General features: G+C 56.9%; 20 protein-coding genes, 1 tRNA gene and 1 riboswitch. Of the genes, 1 reads left to right on the top strand and 20 read right to left on the bottom strand.

Going from position 1 to position 20,784, the window contains the following annotated elements:
• The first annotated feature begins 95 nt into the window (after positions 1-95).
• A complete protein-coding gene (locus ACTQY1_RS08710; RefSeq protein WP_154488577.1) occupies positions 96-1,289 on the top strand; it encodes an anaerobic nitric oxide reductase flavorubredoxin in 1,194 nt (397 codons plus the stop codon).
• Between the two features lie 57 nt (positions 1,290-1,346).
• Here ACTQY1_RS08710 and ACTQY1_RS08705 read toward each other — a convergent pair whose 3' ends face one another.
• The 20 genes from ACTQY1_RS08705 to ACTQY1_RS08610 form a co-directional block, all read right to left on the bottom strand.
• Positions 1,347-1,535: a hypothetical protein gene (locus ACTQY1_RS08705; protein ID WP_441368714.1), complete on the bottom strand. Its 189-nt coding sequence runs from the start codon at positions 1,533-1,535 to the stop codon at positions 1,347-1,349.
• Positions 1,536-1,777: 242 nt separating this feature from the next.
• Positions 1,778-2,431: a Flp family type IVb pilin gene (locus tag ACTQY1_RS08700; protein ID WP_441374059.1), complete on the bottom strand. Its 654-nt coding sequence runs from the start codon at positions 2,429-2,431 to the stop codon at positions 1,778-1,780.
• Between the two features lie 118 nt (positions 2,432-2,549).
• Positions 2,550-3,434: an RluA family pseudouridine synthase gene (locus ACTQY1_RS08695; RefSeq protein ID WP_441374058.1), complete on the bottom strand. Its 885-nt coding sequence runs from the start codon at positions 3,432-3,434 to the stop codon at positions 2,550-2,552.
• A gap of 1 nt (position 3,435) precedes the next feature.
• The gene (locus tag ACTQY1_RS08690) at positions 3,436-4,767 is read right to left on the bottom strand and encodes a M20/M25/M40 family metallo-hydrolase (RefSeq protein ID WP_154488580.1); all 1,332 of its coding nucleotides are present in this window, start codon (positions 4,765-4,767) and stop codon (positions 3,436-3,438) included.
• Between the two features lie 21 nt (positions 4,768-4,788).
• Positions 4,789-5,610 (bottom strand): MetQ/NlpA family ABC transporter substrate-binding protein, encoded by an 822-nt coding sequence (locus ACTQY1_RS08685; RefSeq protein WP_022486961.1) that lies wholly within the window; start codon positions 5,608-5,610, stop codon positions 4,789-4,791.
• 89 nt (positions 5,611-5,699) lie between these two features.
• Positions 5,700-5,799: riboswitch (SAM riboswitch) on the bottom strand.
• A 331-nt stretch (positions 5,800-6,130) separates the two neighbouring features.
• Positions 6,131-8,410 (bottom strand): formate C-acetyltransferase, encoded by a 2,280-nt coding sequence (pflB, locus tag ACTQY1_RS08680; RefSeq protein ID WP_302575966.1) that lies wholly within the window; start codon positions 8,408-8,410, stop codon positions 6,131-6,133.
• A gap of 181 nt (positions 8,411-8,591) precedes the next feature.
• Complete coding sequence (pflA, locus tag ACTQY1_RS08675) at positions 8,592-9,323, bottom strand: pyruvate formate-lyase-activating protein (protein ID WP_288311357.1); 732 nt, start codon at positions 9,321-9,323, stop codon at positions 8,592-8,594.
• 104 nt (positions 9,324-9,427) lie between these two features.
• A complete protein-coding gene (locus tag ACTQY1_RS08670) occupies positions 9,428-10,120 on the bottom strand; it encodes a Crp/Fnr family transcriptional regulator (protein ID WP_154488584.1) in 693 nt (230 codons plus the stop codon).
• The gene (locus ACTQY1_RS08665; RefSeq protein WP_154488585.1) at positions 10,117-11,505 is read right to left on the bottom strand and encodes a 3-hydroxyacyl-CoA dehydrogenase NAD-binding domain-containing protein; all 1,389 of its coding nucleotides are present in this window, start codon (positions 11,503-11,505) and stop codon (positions 10,117-10,119) included. Before ACTQY1_RS08665 ends, ACTQY1_RS08670 begins: the two co-directional genes overlap by 4 nt.
• 249 nt (positions 11,506-11,754) lie before the next feature.
• Entirely contained in the window at positions 11,755-12,681 is a 927-nt protein-coding gene (argC, locus tag ACTQY1_RS08660; RefSeq protein ID WP_195839652.1) for an N-acetyl-gamma-glutamyl-phosphate reductase, read from the bottom strand.
• 115 nt (positions 12,682-12,796) lie between these two features.
• Entirely contained in the window at positions 12,797-13,000 is a 204-nt protein-coding gene (locus ACTQY1_RS08655; protein ID WP_154488586.1) for a hypothetical protein, read from the bottom strand.
• Positions 12,997-14,478: a Y-family DNA polymerase gene (locus tag ACTQY1_RS08650; RefSeq protein ID WP_441368718.1), complete on the bottom strand. Its 1,482-nt coding sequence runs from the start codon at positions 14,476-14,478 to the stop codon at positions 12,997-12,999. The genes ACTQY1_RS08655 and ACTQY1_RS08650 overlap by 4 nt, the downstream gene beginning before the upstream one ends.
• A 517-nt stretch (positions 14,479-14,995) precedes the next feature.
• On the bottom strand, positions 14,996-15,385 hold the full coding sequence (locus tag ACTQY1_RS08645; RefSeq protein WP_326831137.1) for an endonuclease domain-containing protein: 390 nt from the start codon (positions 15,383-15,385) through the stop codon (positions 14,996-14,998).
• A gap of 436 nt (positions 15,386-15,821) precedes the next feature.
• Positions 15,822-16,253 carry an Asp23/Gls24 family envelope stress response protein gene (locus tag ACTQY1_RS08640; protein ID WP_154488587.1) on the bottom strand — a complete coding sequence of 144 codons (432 nt, stop codon included), beginning with the start codon at positions 16,251-16,253 and terminating at the stop codon, positions 15,822-15,824.
• A 16-nt stretch (positions 16,254-16,269) separates the two neighbouring features.
• Positions 16,270-17,091 (bottom strand): nitroreductase family protein, encoded by an 822-nt coding sequence (locus ACTQY1_RS08635; RefSeq protein WP_279128400.1) that lies wholly within the window; start codon positions 17,089-17,091, stop codon positions 16,270-16,272.
• Between the two features lie 93 nt (positions 17,092-17,184).
• Positions 17,185-17,259 (bottom strand) — tRNA-Asn (locus ACTQY1_RS08630).
• A 58-nt stretch (positions 17,260-17,317) separates the two neighbouring features.
• The gene (locus ACTQY1_RS08625) at positions 17,318-18,109 is read right to left on the bottom strand and encodes an amino acid ABC transporter permease (protein ID WP_441374057.1); all 792 of its coding nucleotides are present in this window, start codon (positions 18,107-18,109) and stop codon (positions 17,318-17,320) included.
• 13 nt (positions 18,110-18,122) lie between these two features.
• On the bottom strand, positions 18,123-18,818 hold the full coding sequence (locus tag ACTQY1_RS08620; protein ID WP_022486639.1) for an amino acid ABC transporter permease: 696 nt from the start codon (positions 18,816-18,818) through the stop codon (positions 18,123-18,125).
• 84 nt (positions 18,819-18,902) lie between these two features.
• Positions 18,903-19,781, bottom strand: coding sequence for a transporter substrate-binding domain-containing protein (locus tag ACTQY1_RS08615; protein WP_154488590.1), 879 nt, complete (start codon positions 19,779-19,781; stop codon positions 18,903-18,905).
• A 56-nt stretch (positions 19,782-19,837) separates the two neighbouring features.
• Positions 19,838-20,563 carry an amino acid ABC transporter ATP-binding protein gene (locus ACTQY1_RS08610; protein ID WP_154488606.1) on the bottom strand — a complete coding sequence of 242 codons (726 nt, stop codon included), beginning with the start codon at positions 20,561-20,563 and terminating at the stop codon, positions 19,838-19,840.
• Positions 20,564-20,784: the final 221 nt, after the last annotated feature.

Below are 20,784 nucleotides of genomic sequence, written 5' to 3'. Positions count from 1 at the left end.
TCTCTTATTTGTTGTACTGACAACGGATTTTCCCGGTTATTCCATGTATACTTGAACCATGGAAAAACAGACTGCTGCCAAAGGAGATGTTTCATATGGGAAAGAAAATTACGGATAAAGTCACCTGGGTTGGGAAAATCGACTGGGAACTGACGGAGTTCCATGGCCATGAATATTCTACGGAAAAAGGCTCCTCCTACAATTCCTATCTGATCCGGGGAGATCAGAAGACGGTGCTGATGGACACGGTCTGGAAGCCTTTTGATGAAGAATTCGTGGCCAATCTGAAACAGGAAATCGACCTGAAGGCCATTGATTATATTGTGATGAACCACAACGAAAACGACCACAGCGGTGCCCTGCCGGCCCTGATGCGGGAGATTCCCCACACCCCCATCTACTGCACCCAGAAAGGGGAAGCCATTCTCCGGGGGCTGTACCACCAGGACTGGAATTTCGTCACCGTGAAGACCGGGGACACCCTGGACCTGGGGGGCTCTCAGCTGGTGTTCATCGAAGCTCCCATGCTCCACTGGCCGGACACCATGTTCACCTACATGACCGGGGAGAACATCCTGTTCAGCAACGACGGATTCGGCCAGCACTACGCCAGCGAAACCTTGTTCAATGATGCAGTGGACAAGGGGGAACTGTACCGGGAAGCCATGAAGTATTACGCCAACATCCTGAACCTGTACAGCCCCATGGTCACCCGGAAGATTGCCGAGATCCTCAAGATGGGCGTGCCGGTAAGCATGATCTGCCCCAGCCACGGGGTGATCTGGCGGGATGATCCCCTGCAGATCGTCAAGGCCTACCAGGAATGGGCCCAGAATTACCAGGAAAACCAGGTGACCCTGATTTACGACACCATGTGGAATTCCACCCGGCGGATGGCGGAATGCATCGCCGAAGGCCTGATGGAAGCGGACCCTACCCTGAAGGTGAAGATCTACAACTCTGCGGTGGATGACAAAAACGACATCGTGACGGAAGTGTTCAAATCCAAGGCCATTCTGGTAGGGTCCCCCACCATCAATTACGGGTTCCTGTATTCCATCGGGGGCATTATGGAAATGATCCGGGGCCTGAAGTTCAAGAACAAAAAGGCCGCTGCTTTCGGCAGCTACGGCTGGAGCGGAGAAGCGGTGAAACAGATCACGGAACTGCTGGGCGGTGCCGGGTTCCAGTTGGTCAACGAAGGGCTCCGGTGCCAGTGGGCCCCGGACCAGGCCAGCCAGGAGCTGTGCCGGAAGTACGGAAGAGAATTTGCGGAAGCGGTGAAATAAAATACGAAGGGGGTGTGAAAAAATTCACACCCCCGGTCACTGGTCTCTTGTCACTGGTCACTGGACGAAGGAAGCCGCCGGGTCAAGGCCCGTGGCGCTTTTGTCCAGCCCCTGGAGGCAGGCGGTCACTTTTTTGTAGGTTCCGCCCTTTACCAGGCAGAACTTTTCCAGGATCTTGGGGTCCGCCCCGGCCAAAGGATCCCGTATGGCCTTTGTGCCGGTATTTTTCAATTCCGTCAGCTCCACGGTTTTCCCGGCTGAAGCCGCTGCTCCCGTTGGCTTGACAGCCGGTTCCGGAGCCGCGGCAGAAACCAGACCGCCATGGGTTTCCCGGAAGGGATTGGCTTTGGCCGGTCCATAGTTTTCAATTCTGTCAAGCCTCCTGCATATGTGCTGTACCTTTTTATTTATAGCAAAAAACCTGCCCTGTCAACACAGGTGCAGGTTTTGTCATGGTTTGTTCAAGAAGTTGACGCAAACGGCCGTTTCTATTTCAATTTTTTGGTACGCGTAGGATCGATGATGAACCCACTGCCGCTGGGAGAAGGTCCCACGTAGCCCGGGACATTTTCAAAGACGGTCTTCCCTGCACCCGCGGCACTTTTCCCCTGGCTGTTGAACAGCCCTTCCGTGATCCTTACCGTAGCTTTATTTTCCCCTGTAGATGCATCATAATACGTTTTGGTATTCTTTTGGTAATCTGCTGCCAGCTGACTGAAGGTCATCCCCTTGTTTGCCTCTGCGGAGTAATAGGAAAACACCGTTACCCCATCGGTTTGGACCCTGGCGAACCAGCCGTCCCCTTCTTTGGTCTGGATGTTCAGTTGCCGGGCCAGCTCCTGTCCTGCGGCACTGTCCGAGGCAATCACCAGGGTGCTGGAAGGTTTCCCCTGGAGCACATCCGCCAGGCCGTCGTACCGTCCCTGCCGGAGCCGTTCGATGATATCTTTCGCTGTGGACGCGGCCGGGAGTTTTTCCTTGGAAGATTCGTCCAAGAGAGCGCTGGCGTTGTTGAATACAGAATTGATGGACCCGGCCAGGCCGCCATTGACACCGGCGTTGTATATCCATCCGCCGATACCGACGATGATTGCCAGCATCAGTGCATATTCAATGATGTCCTGCCCTTTCTGTCGTCTCATCCGTATCCATCTCCCTTGCGGTGTTCTTACTTGATTATATCATATTTTAGGAGAGTGGTCAGAGCGCCCTTTCAGGCAATCCTGCGGATTTATCGTTTATCGTTTGCCTTCCTGCTCTTCACTCTGCACTGCTTTTCTCCCCCAGCAGCCCCTTCATATCCTCCGGCACCGGGGCCGTGAGGAACACTTCTTCTCCTGTCCTGGGGTGGCGGAAACGGACGGTCCAGGCGTGGAGGGCCTGGCGGGCAATCCTTGGGTCCCTTGTGCCGTACACCGGGTCCCCCACCAGAGGGTGCCCCTTGTGGGCGAAATGGACCCGGATCTGATGGGTCCTTCCGGTAAGGAGATGGATCTTCAGCACCGTATGGTCCCCTCCGCCAGCCAGGATCTCATAATCGGTCACCGCCGGCCGTCCGTCTTCCCGGACCATCCACCGGTCCACCCCTTCTGCCACCCGGCCGATGGGAAGATGGATCCGGCCCCGGGGTTCTGCCAGATCCCCTTCACACACCGCCAGGTATTCCCGGTAGATTTCCTGGTGGCTGCGGGTGAGGGCGTGTTTGGCAAAAGCGGATTTGGCTACCAGCAGGAGGCCCGTGGTGTCCCGGTCCAGCCGGTACAACGGGTGGATGCCGCATTTCTGCCCCGACTGGCGGAAATACCCTCCCACCGCCTGGACCAGGGTATCCCGGGCCCCGGACCAGGTGGGGTGGATCAGCATGCCGGCAGGCTTGTCCACCGCCAGCAGGTCCTCATCCTCGTACAAAATGGCAAGAGGCAGATGGACCGGGATCACCGCCGCCGTTTCTTCCCATTGGAAAACAAGCCGGTCCCCGGCCTCCAGCCTGTGAGAAGGACTGGAAACCGGGGATCCGTTCACGGTAATGGTGCCGTTCCATTTGATTTTCCGCCAGAGTTTTTCCGAAAGGTGCATGGGACCCCGGGCTGCCTGGCGGACGCAGCATCCGGCATGGTCCCGATCCACCTGGTACGTCAGTTCCATATCAGTAAGACCGTAAAAATTCCTTGAAAAAGTCCACACTGGCCTTCAGGGCATCAGCGGGGATCTTTTCGTTCACCTGGTGGGCGGCGCCCCAGCGGCTGTCCCGGAGATACCCGGAGAACAGCATCACATTGTCGGCGATCCGCTTGTAATAGTGGCTGTCGGTGCCTCCCAGCATCAGGAAGGGCACCACGTCCACTTTTTCCCCGTACTGGTCCTTCAGGACTTTTTCCGCCACCTGGATCCCGTAACTCTGGGGATCGGAAGCGGGCAGCGGGTCCTTGCCGGACACATGGCGGATTTCCACCCCTTCCGGCAGGAACTGGCGGAAGTAATTTTCGCAGGATTCCACCGTATCCCCCTGGAGCACCCGGACGCTCATCTGGGCCGCCGCCCGGCTGGGCAGCACATTGGGCTGCTTGCTGGCTTCGGCCATGGTGAAGGCGATGGTGGTGTGGAGCAGGGCATCCAGAGCCGGATCTTCCTGGGCCAACTGGCACAGTTCCTGCCAGTGGCCTTCCGGGTCTTCATAGATGGCCTGGCGGCCGGCATCCTGGAGTTTGGCGCTTTTCTGGAGATGGGCCAGGGTCAGGGGAGTGAACCGGTAAGGGAAAGGATGGGATTCGATGGCCACAATGGCTTTGGCCAGGGTCCCCAGGGCTGTCCCTTTCCCGGGACGGCTGGAATGGCCTCCGGGAGAGGTGGCGTAGATCTCGAAGTTCACCGGGGATTTTTCCGCCACTCCGATCTTGGCTTCCAGCTTGTCCCCCACCGGGAACAGGCCGCCCCCTTCGTCCACTACGGTGCCCAGCCGGACCCCCTTCTCTTCCAGGTGCCGGGTGAGCTTTTCCGCCCCGTCCACATCGTTTTCCAGGTACACTTCCTCACTGTAGCCCAGGGACAGGTACAGGTCGTAAGACGGCCGCCAGCCTTCTGCCAGCAGGGCTTCCACCGCTTCCATTTCCGCCAGCAGCTGGTGCTTGCAGTCGGTGGTACCCCGGCCGCAGATACAGCCGTCGATGATTTCGCCTCCAAAGGGATCGAATTTCCACTGGCCCCGGTCCCCTACTTCCACCACGTCCTGATGGGCCATGAGCAGAAGGGGCTTCTTTGCGCTGCCAGTGCCCTTCAGGTGGAACTGGAGGCCTGCCTGGCCCACTTCATCCAGCTCCATCAGGCGATAGATGTGGGGATAGAATTCCCGGAAGGCCTCATGGAGTTTTTCAAACTGGCTCCAGTCCACCTTGTCCACATTGGCGTTGGACACGGTGGCGCACTGGATGAACCGCTGGAGATGGGCGGCGTATTTCTGTTCTTCTTCCGTAAGCTTCATTGCCGTTCCCTTCTTTCCCAATTACCAGGCCGGTTCCAGGTTGCCTTTGCAGTTTTCCAGGATGTAGTCCTTCACCGGCTGGCTCTGGAAGATCTGGACGAATTTCTTGTAGGTGGGGTTGTCCTTGTCTTCTTCCCGGGCGGCAATGATGTTCACATAGGGGCTGGTATTGTCTTCCTTGGCAATGGCCAGGTCCGTGGACAGACCGGCGGAGTTGGCATACCCGGCGTTGATGATGGAAGCGGCAGTGTCATCCAGGCTCCGGGGCAGCTGGGCAGCTTCCAGTTCCACGATCTGCAGGTGTTTCGGGTTTTCGGTGATGTCATTGACGGTCAGTTCCGTGGGCTTCACATCCGGGTTCACTTTCAGGAGGCCCAGTTTGCTCAGCATCAGGATGGCCCGTCCTCCGTTGGAAGGATCGTTGGGGATGGCGATCTTGTCCCCGTCCTTGATGTCCGCCACGTTTTTGATCTTGGTGGAATACAGCCGCAGGGGAGCCAGGTAGGTCTTGCCGATGCTCACCAGTTTGGTGCCGTTCTTTTTGTTGAAGGCCAGCAGGAAGGGTTCATGCTGGAAGGAGTTCAGGTCGATGTCCTTCTGGGCCAGAGCCTGGTCCGGAGTCACATAGTCGGAGAAGGTCTTGATTTCCACCTTCAGCCCCTGTTTTTCCGCTTCCTTCTTTACCACTTCCATGACCTGTTCGGAATACCCGGGGGTGATCCCTACAGTGATGGTCTTCTTTTCCGCCGGGGCGGCCGCCTTTTTGTCGCTGCCGCAGCCGCTGACCAGGCTGGCCAGGGCCAGGACGGATACGGCTGCTGCAATCCATTTCTTCAGTTTCATGAACATCTCTCCTTTTTCGCCTTCCCGAAAGCCACACAAAGAAAAACACCACCTGCTGGGCAGATGGTGTTTTCGATGACTGAGCTCGCTTTTCATCTGCCAGGGAATCCCTGTTGGAATTGGCACCTTCCCTTCCGGGGGTTGCCGCAGCTTCATAGGGCCAAATCCCTCTGCTGCTCTCGATGAAGGTATGTGATTTTGATGGTTCTGATTCTACACTACTTCACTAGGAAAGTCAAGGACTTTTTGTAACCTGATCAGGAACAGTTGCAGGTAACCGGCTCAAGTCTGGAGTCTGAAGTCTGGAGTCTGGAGCCGAATGTTAAATTTGCAGGCAAATTTTTTGAATGTGTAGAACCTTTGGACGAGTTGATCTCTCAGATTGATTGCGATTCTGGTTTTGCAGAATCAAAAGGATCCGTCCAGCCAGACGGATCCTGTCCAGAGGCTTCCGACTTCAGACTTCGGACTTCCGACTAAGGGGCTGTTGCTCATGCAACAGCCCCTTCTTACTAAAACATTACATCTTCTGATGAGCGCGGCGGGCGATTACGTCCATCTGCTGTTCTCTGGTCAGGTCGATGAATTTCACCGCGTAGCCGGATACCCGGATGGTGAAGTTGGCGTATTCCGGTTTTTCCGGATGTTCCATGCAGTCGATCAGCTTGTCCACGCCGAACACGTTCACGTTCAGGTGGTGGGCTCCCTGGTCGAAGTAGCCGTCCATCACCCGTACCAGGGTGGCTTTCTGTTCTTCTTCATTGTGGCCCAGGGTTTCCGGAGCGATGGTCTGGGTGTTGGAGATCCCGTCCAGAGCATATTCGTACGGCAGCTTGGCCACAGAGTTCAGGGAAGCCAGGAGGCCGTTCTGTTCTGCGCCGTAGGCCGGGTTGGCACCGGGAGCGAACGGGGTGTAGGCTTTCCGTCCGTCAGGCAGGGCACCGGTGGCGCCGCCGTACACCACGTTGGAAGTGATGGTCAGGATGGAAGTGGTGGCTTCGGAATTCCGGTAGGTGTGGTGTTTCCGCAGCTTGGTCATGAAGGTCTTCAGCAGCCATACAGCGATTTCATCCGCCCGGGGATCATCGTTGCCGTATTTGGGGAAGTCCCCTTCGATCTTGTAGTCCACCACCAGGCCGGATTCATCCCGGACCGTGGAAACTTTGGCGTATTTGATGGCGCACAGGGAATCCACCACATGGGAGAAGCCTGCGATGCCGGTGGCAAAAGTCCGGCGCACATCGGTGTCGATGAGGGCCATTTCTGCCGCTTCATAGTAGTATTTGTCATGCATGTACTGGATCAGGTTCAGGATGTTCACGTACAGCCCGGCCAGCCAGTCCATCATCAGGTCGAATTTGTGCATCACTTCGCCGTAGTCCAGCACGTCGGAGGTGATGGGTGCATATTCCGGACCTACCTGCATGTGTTTGCCATCTTTGGTCAGGAATTTTTCATCCTTGCCCCCGTTGATGGCGTACAGCAGACATTTGCCCAGGTTGGCCCGTGCCCCGAAGAACTGCATTTCCTTCCCGGTCTGGGTGGCGGATACGCAGCAGCAGATGCTGTAGTCATCGCCCCATACCGGCTTCATCACATCGTCGTTTTCGTACTGGATGGAAGAAGTGGTGATGGAAATGTGGGCGGCGTATTTCTTGAAGTTGTCCGGCAGTGCGGAAGAATACAGCACCGTCAGGTTGGGTTCCGGAGAAGGCCCCATGTTTTCCAGGGTGTGGAGGAACCGGTAGTCGTTCCGGGTGACCATGTGCCGGCCGTCCATGCCGATGCCGGCCATTTCCAGGGTGGCCCATACCGGGTCGCCGGAGAACAGCTGGTTGTAGGAGGGGATCCGGGCGAATTTCACCATGCGGAATTTCAGGGTCAGGTGGTCGATCAGTTCCTGGGCCGCCTCTTCGGTGAGGGTCCCTTCGGCCAGATCACGGCTGATGTAGATATCCAGGAAGGTGGAGATGCGGCCCACGCTCATGGCAGCCCCGTTCTGGGTCTTTACTGCAGCCAGGTAGCCGAAGTACAGCCACTGGACGGCTTCCTTGGCGTTCTTGGCAGGAGCGGAAATGTCATAGCCGTAGACTTTGGCCATTTCCTTCATCTGTTTCAGAGCCCGGATCTGTTCCGCCAGTTCTTCCCGCTGCCGGATGATGTCATCGGTCATAACCCCGCATCCGCAGTTGTCCAGGTCTTCGCTTTTCTTGTTGATCAGGAAGTCGATGCCGTAAAGAGCCACTCTCCGGTAGTCCCCTACGATCCGGCCCCGGCCGTAGGTATCAGGCAGACCGGTTACGATATGGCTGTGGCGTGCTTTCCGCATTTCAGCGGTGTAGGCATCGAATACAGCCTGGTTGTGGGTCTTGTGGTATTCGGTGAAGATCTTGTGGAACTTGGGGTTCACCTTGTACCCGTAGGTTTCCGCAGCTTCTTCCGCCATTTTGATGCCGCCGTAGGGCATGAAGGCCCGTTTCAGAGGCTTGTCGGTCTGGAGGCCCACCACCTGTTCCAGATCTTTCATGGATTCATCGATGTAGCCGGGGCCGTAAGCCGTCAGGCTGGAGACTACTTCCGTTTCGCAGTCCAATACGCCGCCTTTGGCCCGTTCTTCCTTCTGGAGTTCCTGGACTCTGCCCCACAGTTTGTTGGTGGCTTCCGTAGGCCCTGCCAGGAAGCTTTCGTCCCCGTCATAAGGGGTATAGTTGTTCTGGATGAAATCCCGGACATCCACATCGTCCGTCCATTTCACGCCTTTAAAACCTCTCCATGCAACATTCTGATTGATGCTGTTCATTACAGATCCTCCTTTTTGAGTTCCCGTTGGTTCGTTTTTCATGGCTTAATCATAGCCGTTTTTCCATTTTAAAACCTTGACTGGAATCAAGTTTGCTTAGGCTAACTTATTTTATATTTGTTCATCGTCCAGGGAACCCGTGCCCGGGTTCCTTCCTTCCACCAGGTATCAGTGACAGCCCTTACACGGCTCCCAGTATTTTCCGGGCCTTGTCCACCTCTTCCTGGGTGGGGGGCTTTACGTCCTTCAGCTTGTTGGGGATCCCCAGCTGTTCCCATTTGTACAGGCCCATGTTGTGGTAGGGCAGCACTTCCACCCGCTGGATGTTGGTAAGGGTGTCCAGGAATTCCCGGGTCCGCTGCAGAGACCCTGGATCGTCGGTCCACCCGGGCACCAGCACCTGCCGGACCCAGATGGGCTTTTGGATTTCCGACAGATACCGGAACAGGTCCAGGATGTTGTCATTGGGCTGGCCGGTGAGCTTTTTGTGGGCTTCCGGGTCGATGTGCTTCACATCCAGCAGCAGGATGTCCGTTACCTCCATCAGCTCTTTGAACTGGCTGAAGAAAGGTTCCTTCCGGGTAAAGGGCTGGCCGGCAGTGTCGATGCAGGTGCCGATGCCCCGGGCTTTGGCCTTCCGGAACAGGTCCAGCAGGAAATCCATCTGGAGCAGAGGTTCCCCTCCGCTGACGGTGATGCCCCCTTCCGGACCCCAGTAGGGCCGGTAGCGTTCCGCCTGGTCCAGCAGTTCGTCAGCGGTTTTCAGCTGGCCCCCCTGGCCGCATTTCCAGGTGTCCACATTGTGGCAGTACAGGCAGCGCATGTTGCAGCCCTGGACAAAGATGATGAAACGGGTTCCGGGCCCGTCCACGGACCCGAAGGTTTCGATGGAATGGATACGTCCCTGGATCATAATACCTCCTGATAAAAAAAGACCCCATCAAAGGGGGCACAGTTCGTACGCCTCTTGATGGGTCTCATTGTATGTGTTTTTGCAAAAAGGTTCCTTGATTTGGGTCAATAATTCACCAGCTCCATCAGCCGGTCCGGATCCAGGACCTTGATGCTGCTCTGGCCGGTCTTTTTTACGTACCCTTCCCGTTCCAGTTCCTTCAGCTTCCGGCTGATGGTTTCCGGCCGGAGAGCCAGGCTGCCGGCCATTTCCTCCAGGCGCATGGTGATGGTGTCGCTGGTCTGCCGCCGGTACCGGTACAGCAGCAGCCCGGCCACCCGTTCCTTGGGGTCGGCGATGCTTTTCAAAAGGTTCCGCCGGTTGGCGTCGTGGAGCTTCTTGCTCAAAAGAGCGATGATCCGCATGGCCACTTCCGGTTCCTGGATGGCCTCCTCGAAATCCCTCCGGGCCAGTTTGCAGCATTCCACCCCCGTCATGGCAATGGCCGAGGCGGAATACCGGCTGTCCGGCACCAGTACCCCTTCCCAGATGGTATCATGCTCCACAAAGATTCCGGCGATCCGTTCCAGGCCGTCCTGGTCGTAGGTGCACAGTTTCACCCGGCCCTGGTGGATGATGTAGATGGCATCACAGGGCTCCCCTTCGTGGAACAGGTACTCCCCCTTGGCCAATTTCAGCCGTACCGACCGGCGGAGCAGGGTGGTCACCTTTTCCGGAGGCAGCCCCACCAGGAACTCCACACTCTTCAGGCATTCTCCCCGGCAGACCTTGCAGTGGGCGGGGACGGGGCCTGTCATGCCTTTCCTCCGTAAAGGGCGTCATACACCGCCTGGAGCTTTTTGTCCCGGGCGGCAGTGGCTTCCCGGGCCTTGTCCCCGGCATAGTCATAGAAGCCTTTCCCGGTCTTCACCCCGTAATCCCCGGCTTCCACCTTTTCCTTCAGCAGGGCGGGCACTTCATGGGAATCTTCCAGATCCGGCATCAGGTATTCGCTGATGTGGCAGAACACGTCCAGGCCTCCGAAATCCACGGTTTCCAGGGGCCCCAGGCAGGCCCACCTAAAGCCCAGGCCGTATTTCATCACCGCATCGGCCCCTTCCACGCTGACCACTCCGTCCCGGACCAGAGCCAGGGCTTCCCGGAGCACGGCCAGCTGGATCCGGTTGGCGGCAAACCCGGGTACATCCTTTTCCACCAGGGCCGGTTTCTTCCCGATGGCCAGGGACAGGTCATAGATGGTTTTGGCCACATCCGGCCGGGTCTCCTCATTTTTGATGATTTCGATAAGGGGGATCAGAGTGGGCGGATTGAACCAGTGCATCCCCAGGAACCGGCCCGGCCCGGTGACCGCTGCCGCCAGTTTGTTGATGGACAGGCCGGAAGTGTTGGTGGCAATGATGGTTTCCGGATCTGCCAGGGGGCTCATTTCCCGGTAAAAAGCCAGTTTGGCCTCCATGTCCTCCACAATGGATTCCACGATCAGGTCCCGGCCCCGGAAGGCGTCCATACTGGTGGTATAGGTGATCTTGTCCGCCGCACCCGCCGAGATCTTCGTCCTGGCCTTGTCCAAGGTGGGCTGCCGGTGGTTCCACAAGGTCACTTCATACCCGTTCCGGGCAAAAATATCCGCCATGGAATACCCCATGGTCCCTGCTCCTGCAATGGTGATTTTTTTGATGTCCATAGTCAGCAATCCCTCGATTCTGTGATAGTGAAGGAAATCATCCTGTTTTCCCAGTTCCCGGATCTGGGCAGGGGTGGCCAGCTGGAAGCTTTCCACTTCGTCTTCCTGGATCTTTACCTGGTCCCGGGTAAAATCTCCTCGAAATTCATAAATATCCACAAAATAATTGTTCTGTTCCTCCGGGCTGTCGCTGCGGTAGGTATGGATGCACCGGGCCTCTTCCGGGGCAAAATGGAGTCCGGTCTCTTCCCCCACTTCCCGGAGCACCGCCTGCCGGGAGGTTTCTCCCGCCCGTACTCCGCCTCCGGGGATTTCCCATTTCAGGGCAGCCCATTCCTTGTCCGCCTTCCGCTGGGTGATCAGGATTCTCCCCTGTGGGTCCCGGATCAGGGCCAGCACCGTCAGATGGTAGTCCCCCGGTTTCATATGCCAGTCGTTCCGGATCATTTTCCGGCCGGTGACCTGTTTGTTGCTGTCGTAGATATCCCAATATTCCATGGGTGTTCCTCCTTGTGTATGTTGGCGGGGCGCCGGGCCTGCGCCCCCTACGGCATCCCTGTGGATCTGTATTTTCCCTGTCTGCCCCACAGTTCCGTTTTGCTTCCGGTTCCGTAGGGGCGGCAGGCCCGGCCGCCCTCAAAATTTTCGTCCCCCTGCATGAAAAGAACCCGGCCCAAAGGACGGGTTCTCTCTTTCGGCTAGTGACTGATGACTCGTGACTGCCAGCTGGTGCTGCTCCGCAGCACCTTACAATTCCAATCCCGTTTCCGGATCCAGGCCCATGGCGATGTTCATGTTTTCGATGGCTGCACCGCTGGCCCCTTTCCCCAGGTTGTCGAACTGGGCGGACACGGTGAACCGGTCCTCGTTGCCGCACACATAGATCCGCAGGGAATCCTTCCCGGCCAGGGTGTTGGACCCCAGCATCTTGGGCAGTTCCTCGTTCTGGACCACTGTGATGAAGGGCTGATTCCTGTAGAAATCCGCATACATCTTCCGTACCGCTGCCAGGCTCAGGTCCTGGGGCATCTGGAACCCGGCGGTCACCAGCATGCCTGCATAATAGGGCGCCACAATGGGCAGGAAAATGGGAGACTGTTCCAGTCCGGCATATTTCAGGATTTCCGGCAGATGTTTGTGCTGCTGGTTCAGCCCGTAGATCCGGGGAGCATCCAGTTCCTTGTCATGGAGATTTTCGTAAGAAGCGATCATCTTCTTGCCCCCGCCGGAATACCCGGTCAGGGAAGTAAGGGTATAGAGCCCGTCCGGAGCAATGAACCCGGCCTTCACCAGGGGCGCCAGCACGGCAATGGAACCGGTGGCATGGCAGCCCGGGTTGGAGATCCGGCTGCTCTCCTGGATGGCATGGAGGTAGGAGGGGCCCAGTTCCGGGAACCCGTAGGCCCAGGCCGGGTCGCACCGGAAGGCCGTGGAGGTGTCGATGATCTTGGTGTCGCAGTCCTTGGCGGCTGCCGCCACTTCCCGGGACGCGGCATCGGGCAGGCACAGGAAGGCCACGTCCGCCTGGTCGATCTTTTCCAGCCGGGCATCCAGGTTCTTCCGCAGGTCCGAACTGATGGTGAGCAGTTCGATATCCGTCCGCTGCTTCAGCCGCTGGGCCAGCCGCAGGCCGGTCGTTCCTTCGCCGCCATCGATAAATACTTTAAACATCATGACCACCCCTCATTCACTGGTGCACTGGGCCCAGCCTTTATAGAATAGGAACATTATAACACAGATGGAGCCATAGGGACAGATTTTTTATTTGCATTTTATGCATAAAAATACATTATGGTTTTTCCGGGTCCCGGATCCGTTCCACCTGGGCCTCCACCGCCGCCTCATGGCGCCGGAGGGCCTTTTCCACCAGTTCCTCATAACCGTTCAAGGCCGCAAAAGGGGCAAACTGGGCCGCCCGCTTCTTCCGGTCCATCCGGGGATGGCCGGAGATCCTGGGCCGGGGCAGATCCAGCATATCTTCATACGGCTTCATGCCCGGTGTCCTCCCACCTGGCCGTTCCGCTCCCGGGTCATGGCCCCGGGCAGCAGGTTGCTCCCCCGGAGCAGGGCGTTCTTCCCGTACCGGTCCTGGATGGCCAGGATGGTTTCCTGGAGTTCCTCCTCCCGGCCCCGGGCGTACACCGGTGCCTCTTCCCGGGCAAACAGGTCCGTTTCGGCCCCCAGCAACCGCAGGGCCTCCGGGGCCTTCACATGTTCCGCGGTAAGGGAGATCTTCCGGATCAGCAGCTGGGGATCGGCCACCTGGTGGAAAAGCCCCAGGGCCGCCTCCCTGATCACCTGTCCTGAAGCAGTGTACCCACCCGGCAGGTTCCGGGACCCGTGGCCGTGGACGGGCACCGGCCGGCCGAAATGGTCCGCTGCCACCTTTCCCCGGTAGGACCGGCGCCGCTCCGGGTCTTCCAGATTGCACCGGTCGTAACCCAGGGTCAGCACCAGCTGATCCGTCACCCGGTGCTTCTTCACCAGGTCCAGGGCCAAAAGGTCCGCCATCTCCCACAGCAGCAGCCGGGCCGTTTCCGCAGTGGCAGGCTGCTGGAGCACCTGGCCGGACCCCAGGCTGCTGCTCATGGGCTCATAGGCCCGGATATCCTTCAGGGTACAGGGTTCCCAGCCCCAGGCATGGTCGATGAGCAGTTCCGCATTCACCCCGAACAGATGGTACAACAGGTCCGGATCTTCCAGGGACATCCGGGCCACCGCCCCCATGGTGTACATGCCGTACCGCTGGAGTTTCCGGGTGATCCCCGGCCCGATCCGCCAGAAATCCGTGAGAGGGCAGTGGTCCCACAGCAGCTGCCGGTAGGTCTTTTCCGTCAGGGAAGCGATCCGCACCCCGTCCCGGTCCGGTTCCATGTGCTTGGCCACAATGTCCATGGCCACCTTGCACAGATACAGGTTGGTGCCGATGCCGGCAGTGGCGGTGATCCCTGTTTCCTTCAGCACCTGGCGGATCATCTCCCGGATCAGGCCGTAAGGAGTCCAGCCTCCTGATTTCAGATAAGGGGTCAGATCCAGGAGCACTTCGTCCACAGAATACACGTGGATGTCCTCCGGGGCCATGAACTGGAGGTACACCTGAAGCACCTGGGCACTTTTTTCCATGTACCGCTGCATGTGGGGCATGGCGGTGATGTAATCCACCTCCAGGGTCCGGTCCCGGCCCAGTTGGGAGGCCAAAAAGGATTTCCCTGAAAAAGGGCGGCCCCGGAGCCATCCCCGACGGAGAGTGTTCATTTCTTCCACCTGGCGGATCACTTCGAACAGCCGGGGACGGCCCGGGATCCCCCAGTGCTTCAAAGCCGGGGACACCGCCAGACAGATGGTCCGGTCCGACCGGCTCCGGTCCGCCACCACCAGACAGGCATCCAGAGGATCCAGTCCCCGCTCCACACACTCCACCGAGGCATAGAAAGATTTCAGATCAATGGCCCCATAGATTCGCTGTTCCATGACTCTCCCCGCTTTCGTTTGTTTTACTAAACATTTGTTTGCTATTATCATAGCACAAAAGAGGAAAAGAGGCAAGAGAAAGGGGCTGCTGCGGTGAGCAGCAGCCCTGTCAACGGCCAGCGGCCCAGTCCGCCCTGCAGGGGCGGGGGACCGTTGCGCCTGCGCAATGGTGGTGGGGGCATGAGGTCCTGAAAGGACCGAATACCTTGGCGGGGGTATAGTTCAACCGTCCTGGAATCCTGCAGCGAGACCTGCGGATATGAAGATCGTGCTCCTGTCGGACACCCCGCTGTTGTCCATCATTCCTGCAAAGTATCGGCTGCCGCCGATGCCCCCACCACCATCCTTGCGGATGGTCCCCCGCCCCTCCCAGGGCGGACTTTTGGCTGTGCAGCCTATTTTATTGTACTGCTGTTGTCCATCGTTCCTGCAAAGTATCGGCTATCGCCGATGCCCCCACCACCGTGCTCCGCACGGTCCCCCGCCCCTCCCAGGGCGGACTTTAGCCGGCAACGGCTCATATTGTTCCCAACTTCTTCATTCTTTCCCGGATTATCCGATCGATGTTCTCTGTCACTCCGGAAAAATTTCTCATCACATCCCGGTTGGAATACCGCAGGACCAAGAATCCCAGCCGTTCCAGGTGCCGGGTCCGTTCAGCATCGGCTTTTTTATTTTCCGTCTCATAATGCTGTCCACCGTCCAGTTCGATAATCACCTGAGCCCGTTCACAGCAGAAATCCACAATATACTTTCCGATGATGACCTGCCGTTTCACCCGTACAGGATATTTCCGGAAAAAGTCGAACCAAAGGTGCCGTTCCTCTTTTGTCATGTTTTTCCTCATCTTATGAGAAAAGTTTTTCAGGTAATCCGGGATTTCGTTCCTGCCAGCCAAAGTCAACACTCCTTGAAATTATACTGAATTATCTTATAATATTATATTTGCAGTTATAAAGCAAGGCCGGAGGCCAAGTCCGCCCTGCAGGGGCGGGGGACCGTTGCGCCTGCGCAATGGTGGTGGGGGCATGAGGTCCTGAAAGGACCGAATACCTTGGCGGGGGGATGGTTCAACCGTCCTGGAATCCTGCAGCGAGACCTGCGGATATGAAGATCGTGCTCCTGCCGGACACCCCGCTGTTGTCCATCATTCCTGCAAAGTATCGGCTGCCGCCGATGCCCCCACCACCATCCTTGCGGATGGTCCCCCGCCCCTCCCAGGGCGGACTTTTTGCTGTGCAGCCTATTTTTATCGTACTGCCAAGATGAAAATAGCCCCGTCATCGGCAGTTGACCGTTGACGGCTGACAAAGGGGCTGTTGCTCAAGCAACAGCCCCTTCTCTCACTCCCCTGCCTCCGCAGGGCTTTCTTCTGTTTTCTCCGGTTTTTCGGGTTCCGGCACCTGTTCCGCCTCTTCCAGCTGGGCCACGATAATGTCCACCCGGTCCACCTGGAAATCGGTGATCCGCACCACTTCTCTCACCACGGCTTCCCGCAGCTGTTCGATGGTGTCGGGGATGGAGGTATCGCAGGCCACGGACACCTTCAGGGTGAAGGCCACATGGCCTTTTTTCACCGTGCCGTTTTCCGCCACTTCCGCGTCGGTCTTTTCCACCGCCACCGCCGGAGTGTTCTTGCCGGTGAGCCCTTTGGCAAAGGACATGAGTCCCCCGCCGGTGTGTTCCCACAGGTTCACCCGGTCCACCCGTTCTGCCGCCAGCCGGACCAGCTGGACGAACACTTCTTCACAAATAATGGTCTTGCCCTGGATCATGGTATCAGCTCCTTTATTACCGGAACTCCACCTTCAGATGCTGGCGGTTCACCAGCCGGTTGTACTTGTATTTGGGATACCCTACCAGCAGAGTTCCGACGATGACCTGTTTCTGGGGTACCTGGAGCAGTTCCCGCAGCGGGGCGTAATCTGCCCGGGCACAGGTTTCAATAAAGCCCATAATGGTGGTTCCCAGGCCCAGGGTGGGAGCATACAGTTCCACATAGGCCCAGGCCTGTTCACAGTTGCTCACGCCGGTCACGTTCAGCCGCCGTGCCAGTGCGAACACCAGCTGTTTGGCATTCCGGCCGATGATGTCGATGCCCCGGCCCCGGTACACTTCCAGTACCTTCCGGAAATACCGGCGGCGGGGAGAGTTGTTGTCGATTTCTTCCTGCATCCAGTCCGCCACACAGTCGCAGATCTTCCGGATCAGTTCCTGGTCGGACACCACAATGTAGTAAAGCCCCTGGGAATTGGCAGCAGTAGGTGCATACCGGGCAATGTCCAGCAGCTGTCTCATTTTGTCTTCACTGACCAGTTCCGGAGTGAAGTTCCGGATGCTCCGGCGCATCCGCAGGAAGTTGTAGGCCGTTTGGGAATCCAGCACCGGCATGGGGATGGGTTCGGTTTCGGCATAGGGACAGCGGGAATTATCAAGAGCACCGGTGGGACAGACGGATACACAGTGGCCGCAGGACATGCAGGACATATCATTGATGCACACCGGGCCGTTTTCACCCATTTCAATGATACAGCTGGGACAGACTTTGGAGCAGATCCCGCATCTAACACACTTATTCTGATCGACCGTTAAAATTCCAACCAAATGAAACACCTCATATTCTCTCTGACTGCAGTGCTGCCGGGGAAGCGGCGAACCCCTGTAAATTTAAAAAAAGCCGGACATCCGTCCGGCATGATTTGCAATTGGCTCCCCGAGTAAGACTCGAACTTACAACAACTCGATTAACAGTCGAGTGCTCTACCATTGAGCTATCGGGGAATCTCAACGAAGATTATTCTACACGAAAAGCCGATTCCTGTCAACAGTTTTTTAAGATTTATTTTGCCATTTCCACATTGGCCGGCACATCAGCCACCGGTTCTGACTCCCCCGCCTTTTCCAGGTTGGCCTGGATATGGCGGACAGCACAGGACAGGCTGTAGTTGATGACGAAATACACCAGGGCCGCAAACCCGAACAGCACGAACACGTCGGATACGTTGATGGTGCCGGTGCCGTTGTACATGGCGGCCCCTCCCAGCACCTTGTTCACCCGGGCCATCAGTTCGATGGTGGCCACGTTGGCCATAAAGGAGGTATCCTTGGTGATGGTGATCACCTGGCTCATCAGGGTGGGGATGATCTTCCGGAAGGCCTGGGGCAGGATGATGTACCACATCACCTGGACGATGTTGAAGCCCTGGGCATAGCCCGCTTCGAACTGCCCCTTGGAAATGGCGTTCAGGCCGCCCCGGATGATTTCCGCAATGATGGCGGATTCAAAGATGGTCAGGGCAATGGTGCACTTGAACAGGAGCTTGGTTTCCACGGAACTGAGCCCCAGGATCCGCCGCACCCCGGGAGCGGGGAAGAATACGGTGCCGATGAAGATCCAGAACAGAAGCGGTGTGTTCCGGAACAGTTCGATGTAGGCAGTGGCAGCCCAGCGGAAGACTCTTTCCGCCGGACGGGTGCAGTAGTTCCGCACCAGGGCCAGGACGGAAGACACCCCCAGGCTGGCGGTAATGGAAACCACCGCCAGGAGCAGAGTGAAGCAGGCTCCCTTCAGCATAAAGGACATAATGTCCGGATTTTTCAGGATGGCAAAGCTGCCGGCTAATGTACTCATACTCCATTCCTCCTCAGGCATTCATCATTTCGTCCTGGGCCTTCAGCTTGGCTTCCCAGCGGCCTGCCAGGGTGGACAGGGGGAAGCAGATGATGAAGAACAGGACCCCGCACACAATGTAGGCCGGTGCGTAGGAACCCCCGGTGTTGGCCCCGGTGACGAAGTTGTAGGTGGACGAAATCAGGTCCGCCCCGCCGATGATGTACAGCACTGCGGTGTTCTTGATCAGGTTCCCGATCTGGTTCACCGTAGGAGGCAGGATCACCTTCACCGTCTGGGGCAGGATGATGTAGGCCATTTTCTGGGTGTAATCGAACCCCTGGGCGTCCGCCGCCTCAAACTGGCCTCTGGGGATGGATTCGATCCCCGCCCGGATCACTTCTGCCATATAGGCGCCGTGATAGATGCCCAGGGCGATGATCCCGGCTGCCAGCACCCCGATCTTGTGTCCGGAGAAGGAGCAGGCATAATAGAGAAGACACAGCTGCAGGATGAGCGGTGTATTCTGGATGGCTTCCACGTAGATCCGGTTGATGGTTTTGGGAAGCCGTCTGGTGCTCACGCCCATGAGCCCCAGCAGGATGCCCAGTACGGTGGCGATTACAATGCCCCCCAGGGCACTTTCCACCGTCACCCCCAGTCCCTGGAGGAAGCTGGCCTTGTGGGTCAGGACCACTTCCCATGCTTTTTCTGAAAATAAACCGCCCATAATCATTGCCTCCTGTTGAAAGAGAAGGGCAATCCCGCGAAATTGGAGGATTGCCGCTTCCCACCTTGCATTTACTTTCTCACGTTATTTATCCAGGTTGTATTTGGCTTCCAGTTTCTTGATGGTGCCGTCTTTCAGCCAGCCCTGGACAGCTTCTTCACAGAACTTGCTCATGCCGGAGCCCTTCTTGGTGGCCAGGCCGTATTCCTGAGGCGCGAATTCTTCCTTGATGAAGGTCCTGTCGTCGGTGTGGTAGATGGCCAGGATGGATTTATCCACGCAGAAGGCGGATACTTCTCCGGAAGTCAGGGCCGTGGAAATGGCCGGATAATCGGCGTATTGTTTGAAGCTTACCCCCTTGTTCCAGGTGGCTGCATCGAAGCTCTTGGGATCGAAGCCGTCCCCGTCGATGACTTTGGCCTTGATCATGGCTTCCACCAGGGCTCTGGCGGAGGTGGATCCGGAGGATACCCCTACCACTTTCCCTTTCAGGTCAGCCAGGCTGTTGATGTTGCTGGCTTTTTCCACCAGCACCCCAACATGGTCTGTATAGTAGGGAGTGGTGAAATCCCAGCTCTTTTTCCGTTCCGGAGTGATGGTGAAGGTTGCGGCAACCATATCGATGTCTCCGGAATCCAGAAGAGCGGTACGGGTGGCTGCCGTTACCGGCGTGTATTCCACATCCACTCCCAGTTTCTTGGCCAGTTCTGCACTCAGGTCAACTTCCAGCCCGGTGAATTTCCCGGTGGCCGGATCCTGATACCCGAAGCCCTTGGTGACGTTCTTGACGCCTACCCGCAGGACCCCGCGTTTCTTGATGGCGGCGATGTCTTCCGCCACATTGGAGGATTTACCACTGTCAGCGCTTTTCTTCTCGTCCCCGCACCCTGCAAACAGCGATACGGCCATAAGTACGGTGACCCCTACTGCAAAGATCTTTCTCAGCTTGCCCAAACTTTTCATGATAAAACCTCCTTCAAATGCTTCCTTGCTGCTCTATGATTATCGCCGGGTGGTAATCAGCGGATAATCTTGCTTAAGAACTTCTTCACCCGTTCATTGGTGGGGTTCACGAAGAAGTGGTCCGGTGTGCCTTCGTCGATGATCCGGCCGTCTTCCATGAAAATGATCCGGTCGGCCACCTGCCGGGCAAAGCCCATTTCGTGGGTCACCACCACCATGGTGATGTTCCCTTCCTTGGCCAGCTTGATCATCACGTCCAGCACTTCCTGGATGGTTTCCGGATCCAGGGCCGAAGTGGGTTCATCGAACAGGATGATCTTGCTTTCGTCGCACAGGGCCCGGGCAATGGCGATCCGCTGCTGCTGCCCGCCGGATAAGGTGGTGGGATACACATTGGCTTTGTGCCGGAGCCCCACCACTTCCAGATAATGGTAAGCGGTTTTTTCCGCATCCTCTTTGCTCTTGTGCCGGAGCTTCATGGGGGCCAGGGTCAGATTCTGGAGTACCGTCATGTGCGGGTACAGGTTGAACTGCTGGAATACCATGGACATGTTGTCCCGGATGATCTGGGTCCGGTTCTTGTGGGTGAGTTCTGTACCATTGATGTACACATGCCCGTCGGTAGTTTCCTCCAGGAAGTTCATGCACCGAACTGTGGTGGATTTTCCTGAACCAGATGGCCCGATGATTACCAGTTTTTCCCCTTCTTTCACTTCCAGGTTGACGTCCTTCAATACATGGTTGGTGCCAAAGTATTTGTTGACGTGCTCGAGTTTGATCATCATAGCCATCCCTGCTTTCATTTTATTTTGCAATCGTTATAGCTTGTTTTTGAAATACTGTTCGTATTACTTCGAACAATTACGATTATACGCAAAATACGGTTTGTGTAAATCGGTTCACAAATAGTTCACAAATAATTATCTCGAAAACGAGAAAATTGTTACGATGTTTACTGAATTTGTAGGATTATTATGTATACAAAGGGAGTATGCTGCACGTT

This window comes from Acidaminococcus sp. HCP3S3_G9_1, assembly GCF_052122455.1.
In the GTDB taxonomy this organism is placed as follows: Bacteria; Bacillota; Negativicutes; order Acidaminococcales; family Acidaminococcaceae; genus Acidaminococcus.
Note: the sequence above shows the minus strand (reverse complement) of the source record. Positions and strands in the feature narration are given on the sequence as shown.

Coding starts and splice junctions, on each gene's coding strand:
- pflB (WP_302575966.1), bottom strand. CDS start 8,410: ATGAACAGCATCAATCAGAATGTTGCATGGAGAGGTTTTAAAGGCGTG.
- ACTQY1_RS08695 (WP_441374058.1), bottom strand. CDS start 3,434: ATGGAACTGACGTACCAGGTGGATCGGGACCATGCCGGATGCTGCGTC.
- pflA (WP_288311357.1), bottom strand. CDS start 9,323: ATGATCCAGGGACGTATCCATTCCATCGAAACCTTCGGGTCCGTGGAC.
- ACTQY1_RS08685 (WP_022486961.1), bottom strand. CDS start 5,610: ATGAAACTGAAGAAATGGATTGCAGCAGCCGTATCCGTCCTGGCCCTG.
- ACTQY1_RS08610 (WP_154488606.1), bottom strand. CDS start 20,563: ATGATCAAACTCGAGCACGTCAACAAATACTTTGGCACCAACCATGTA.
- ACTQY1_RS08690 (WP_154488580.1), bottom strand. CDS start 4,767: ATGAAGCTTACGGAAGAAGAACAGAAATACGCCGCCCATCTCCAGCGG.
- ACTQY1_RS08655 (WP_154488586.1), bottom strand. CDS start 13,000: ATGAAGCCGTATGAAGATATGCTGGATCTGCCCCGGCCCAGGATCTCC.
- ACTQY1_RS08615 (WP_154488590.1), bottom strand. CDS start 19,781: ATGAAAAGTTTGGGCAAGCTGAGAAAGATCTTTGCAGTAGGGGTCACC.
- ACTQY1_RS08710 (WP_154488577.1), top strand. CDS start 96: ATGGGAAAGAAAATTACGGATAAAGTCACCTGGGTTGGGAAAATCGAC.
- ACTQY1_RS08625 (WP_441374057.1), bottom strand. CDS start 18,109: ATGAGTACATTAGCCGGCAGCTTTGCCATCCTGAAAAATCCGGACATT.
- ACTQY1_RS08650 (WP_441368718.1), bottom strand. CDS start 14,478: ATGGAACAGCGAATCTATGGGGCCATTGATCTGAAATCTTTCTATGCC.
- ACTQY1_RS08700 (WP_441374059.1), bottom strand. CDS start 2,431: ATGAGACGACAGAAAGGGCAGGACATCATTGAATATGCACTGATGCTG.
- ACTQY1_RS08670 (WP_154488584.1), bottom strand. CDS start 10,120: ATGACAGGCCCCGTCCCCGCCCACTGCAAGGTCTGCCGGGGAGAATGC.
- ACTQY1_RS08665 (WP_154488585.1), bottom strand. CDS start 11,505: ATGGAATATTGGGATATCTACGACAGCAACAAACAGGTCACCGGCCGG.
- ACTQY1_RS08620 (WP_022486639.1), bottom strand. CDS start 18,818: ATGGGCGGTTTATTTTCAGAAAAAGCATGGGAAGTGGTCCTGACCCAC.
- ACTQY1_RS08640 (WP_154488587.1), bottom strand. CDS start 16,253: ATGATCCAGGGCAAGACCATTATTTGTGAAGAAGTGTTCGTCCAGCTG.
- argC (WP_195839652.1), bottom strand. CDS start 12,681: ATGATGTTTAAAGTATTTATCGATGGCGGCGAAGGAACGACCGGCCTG.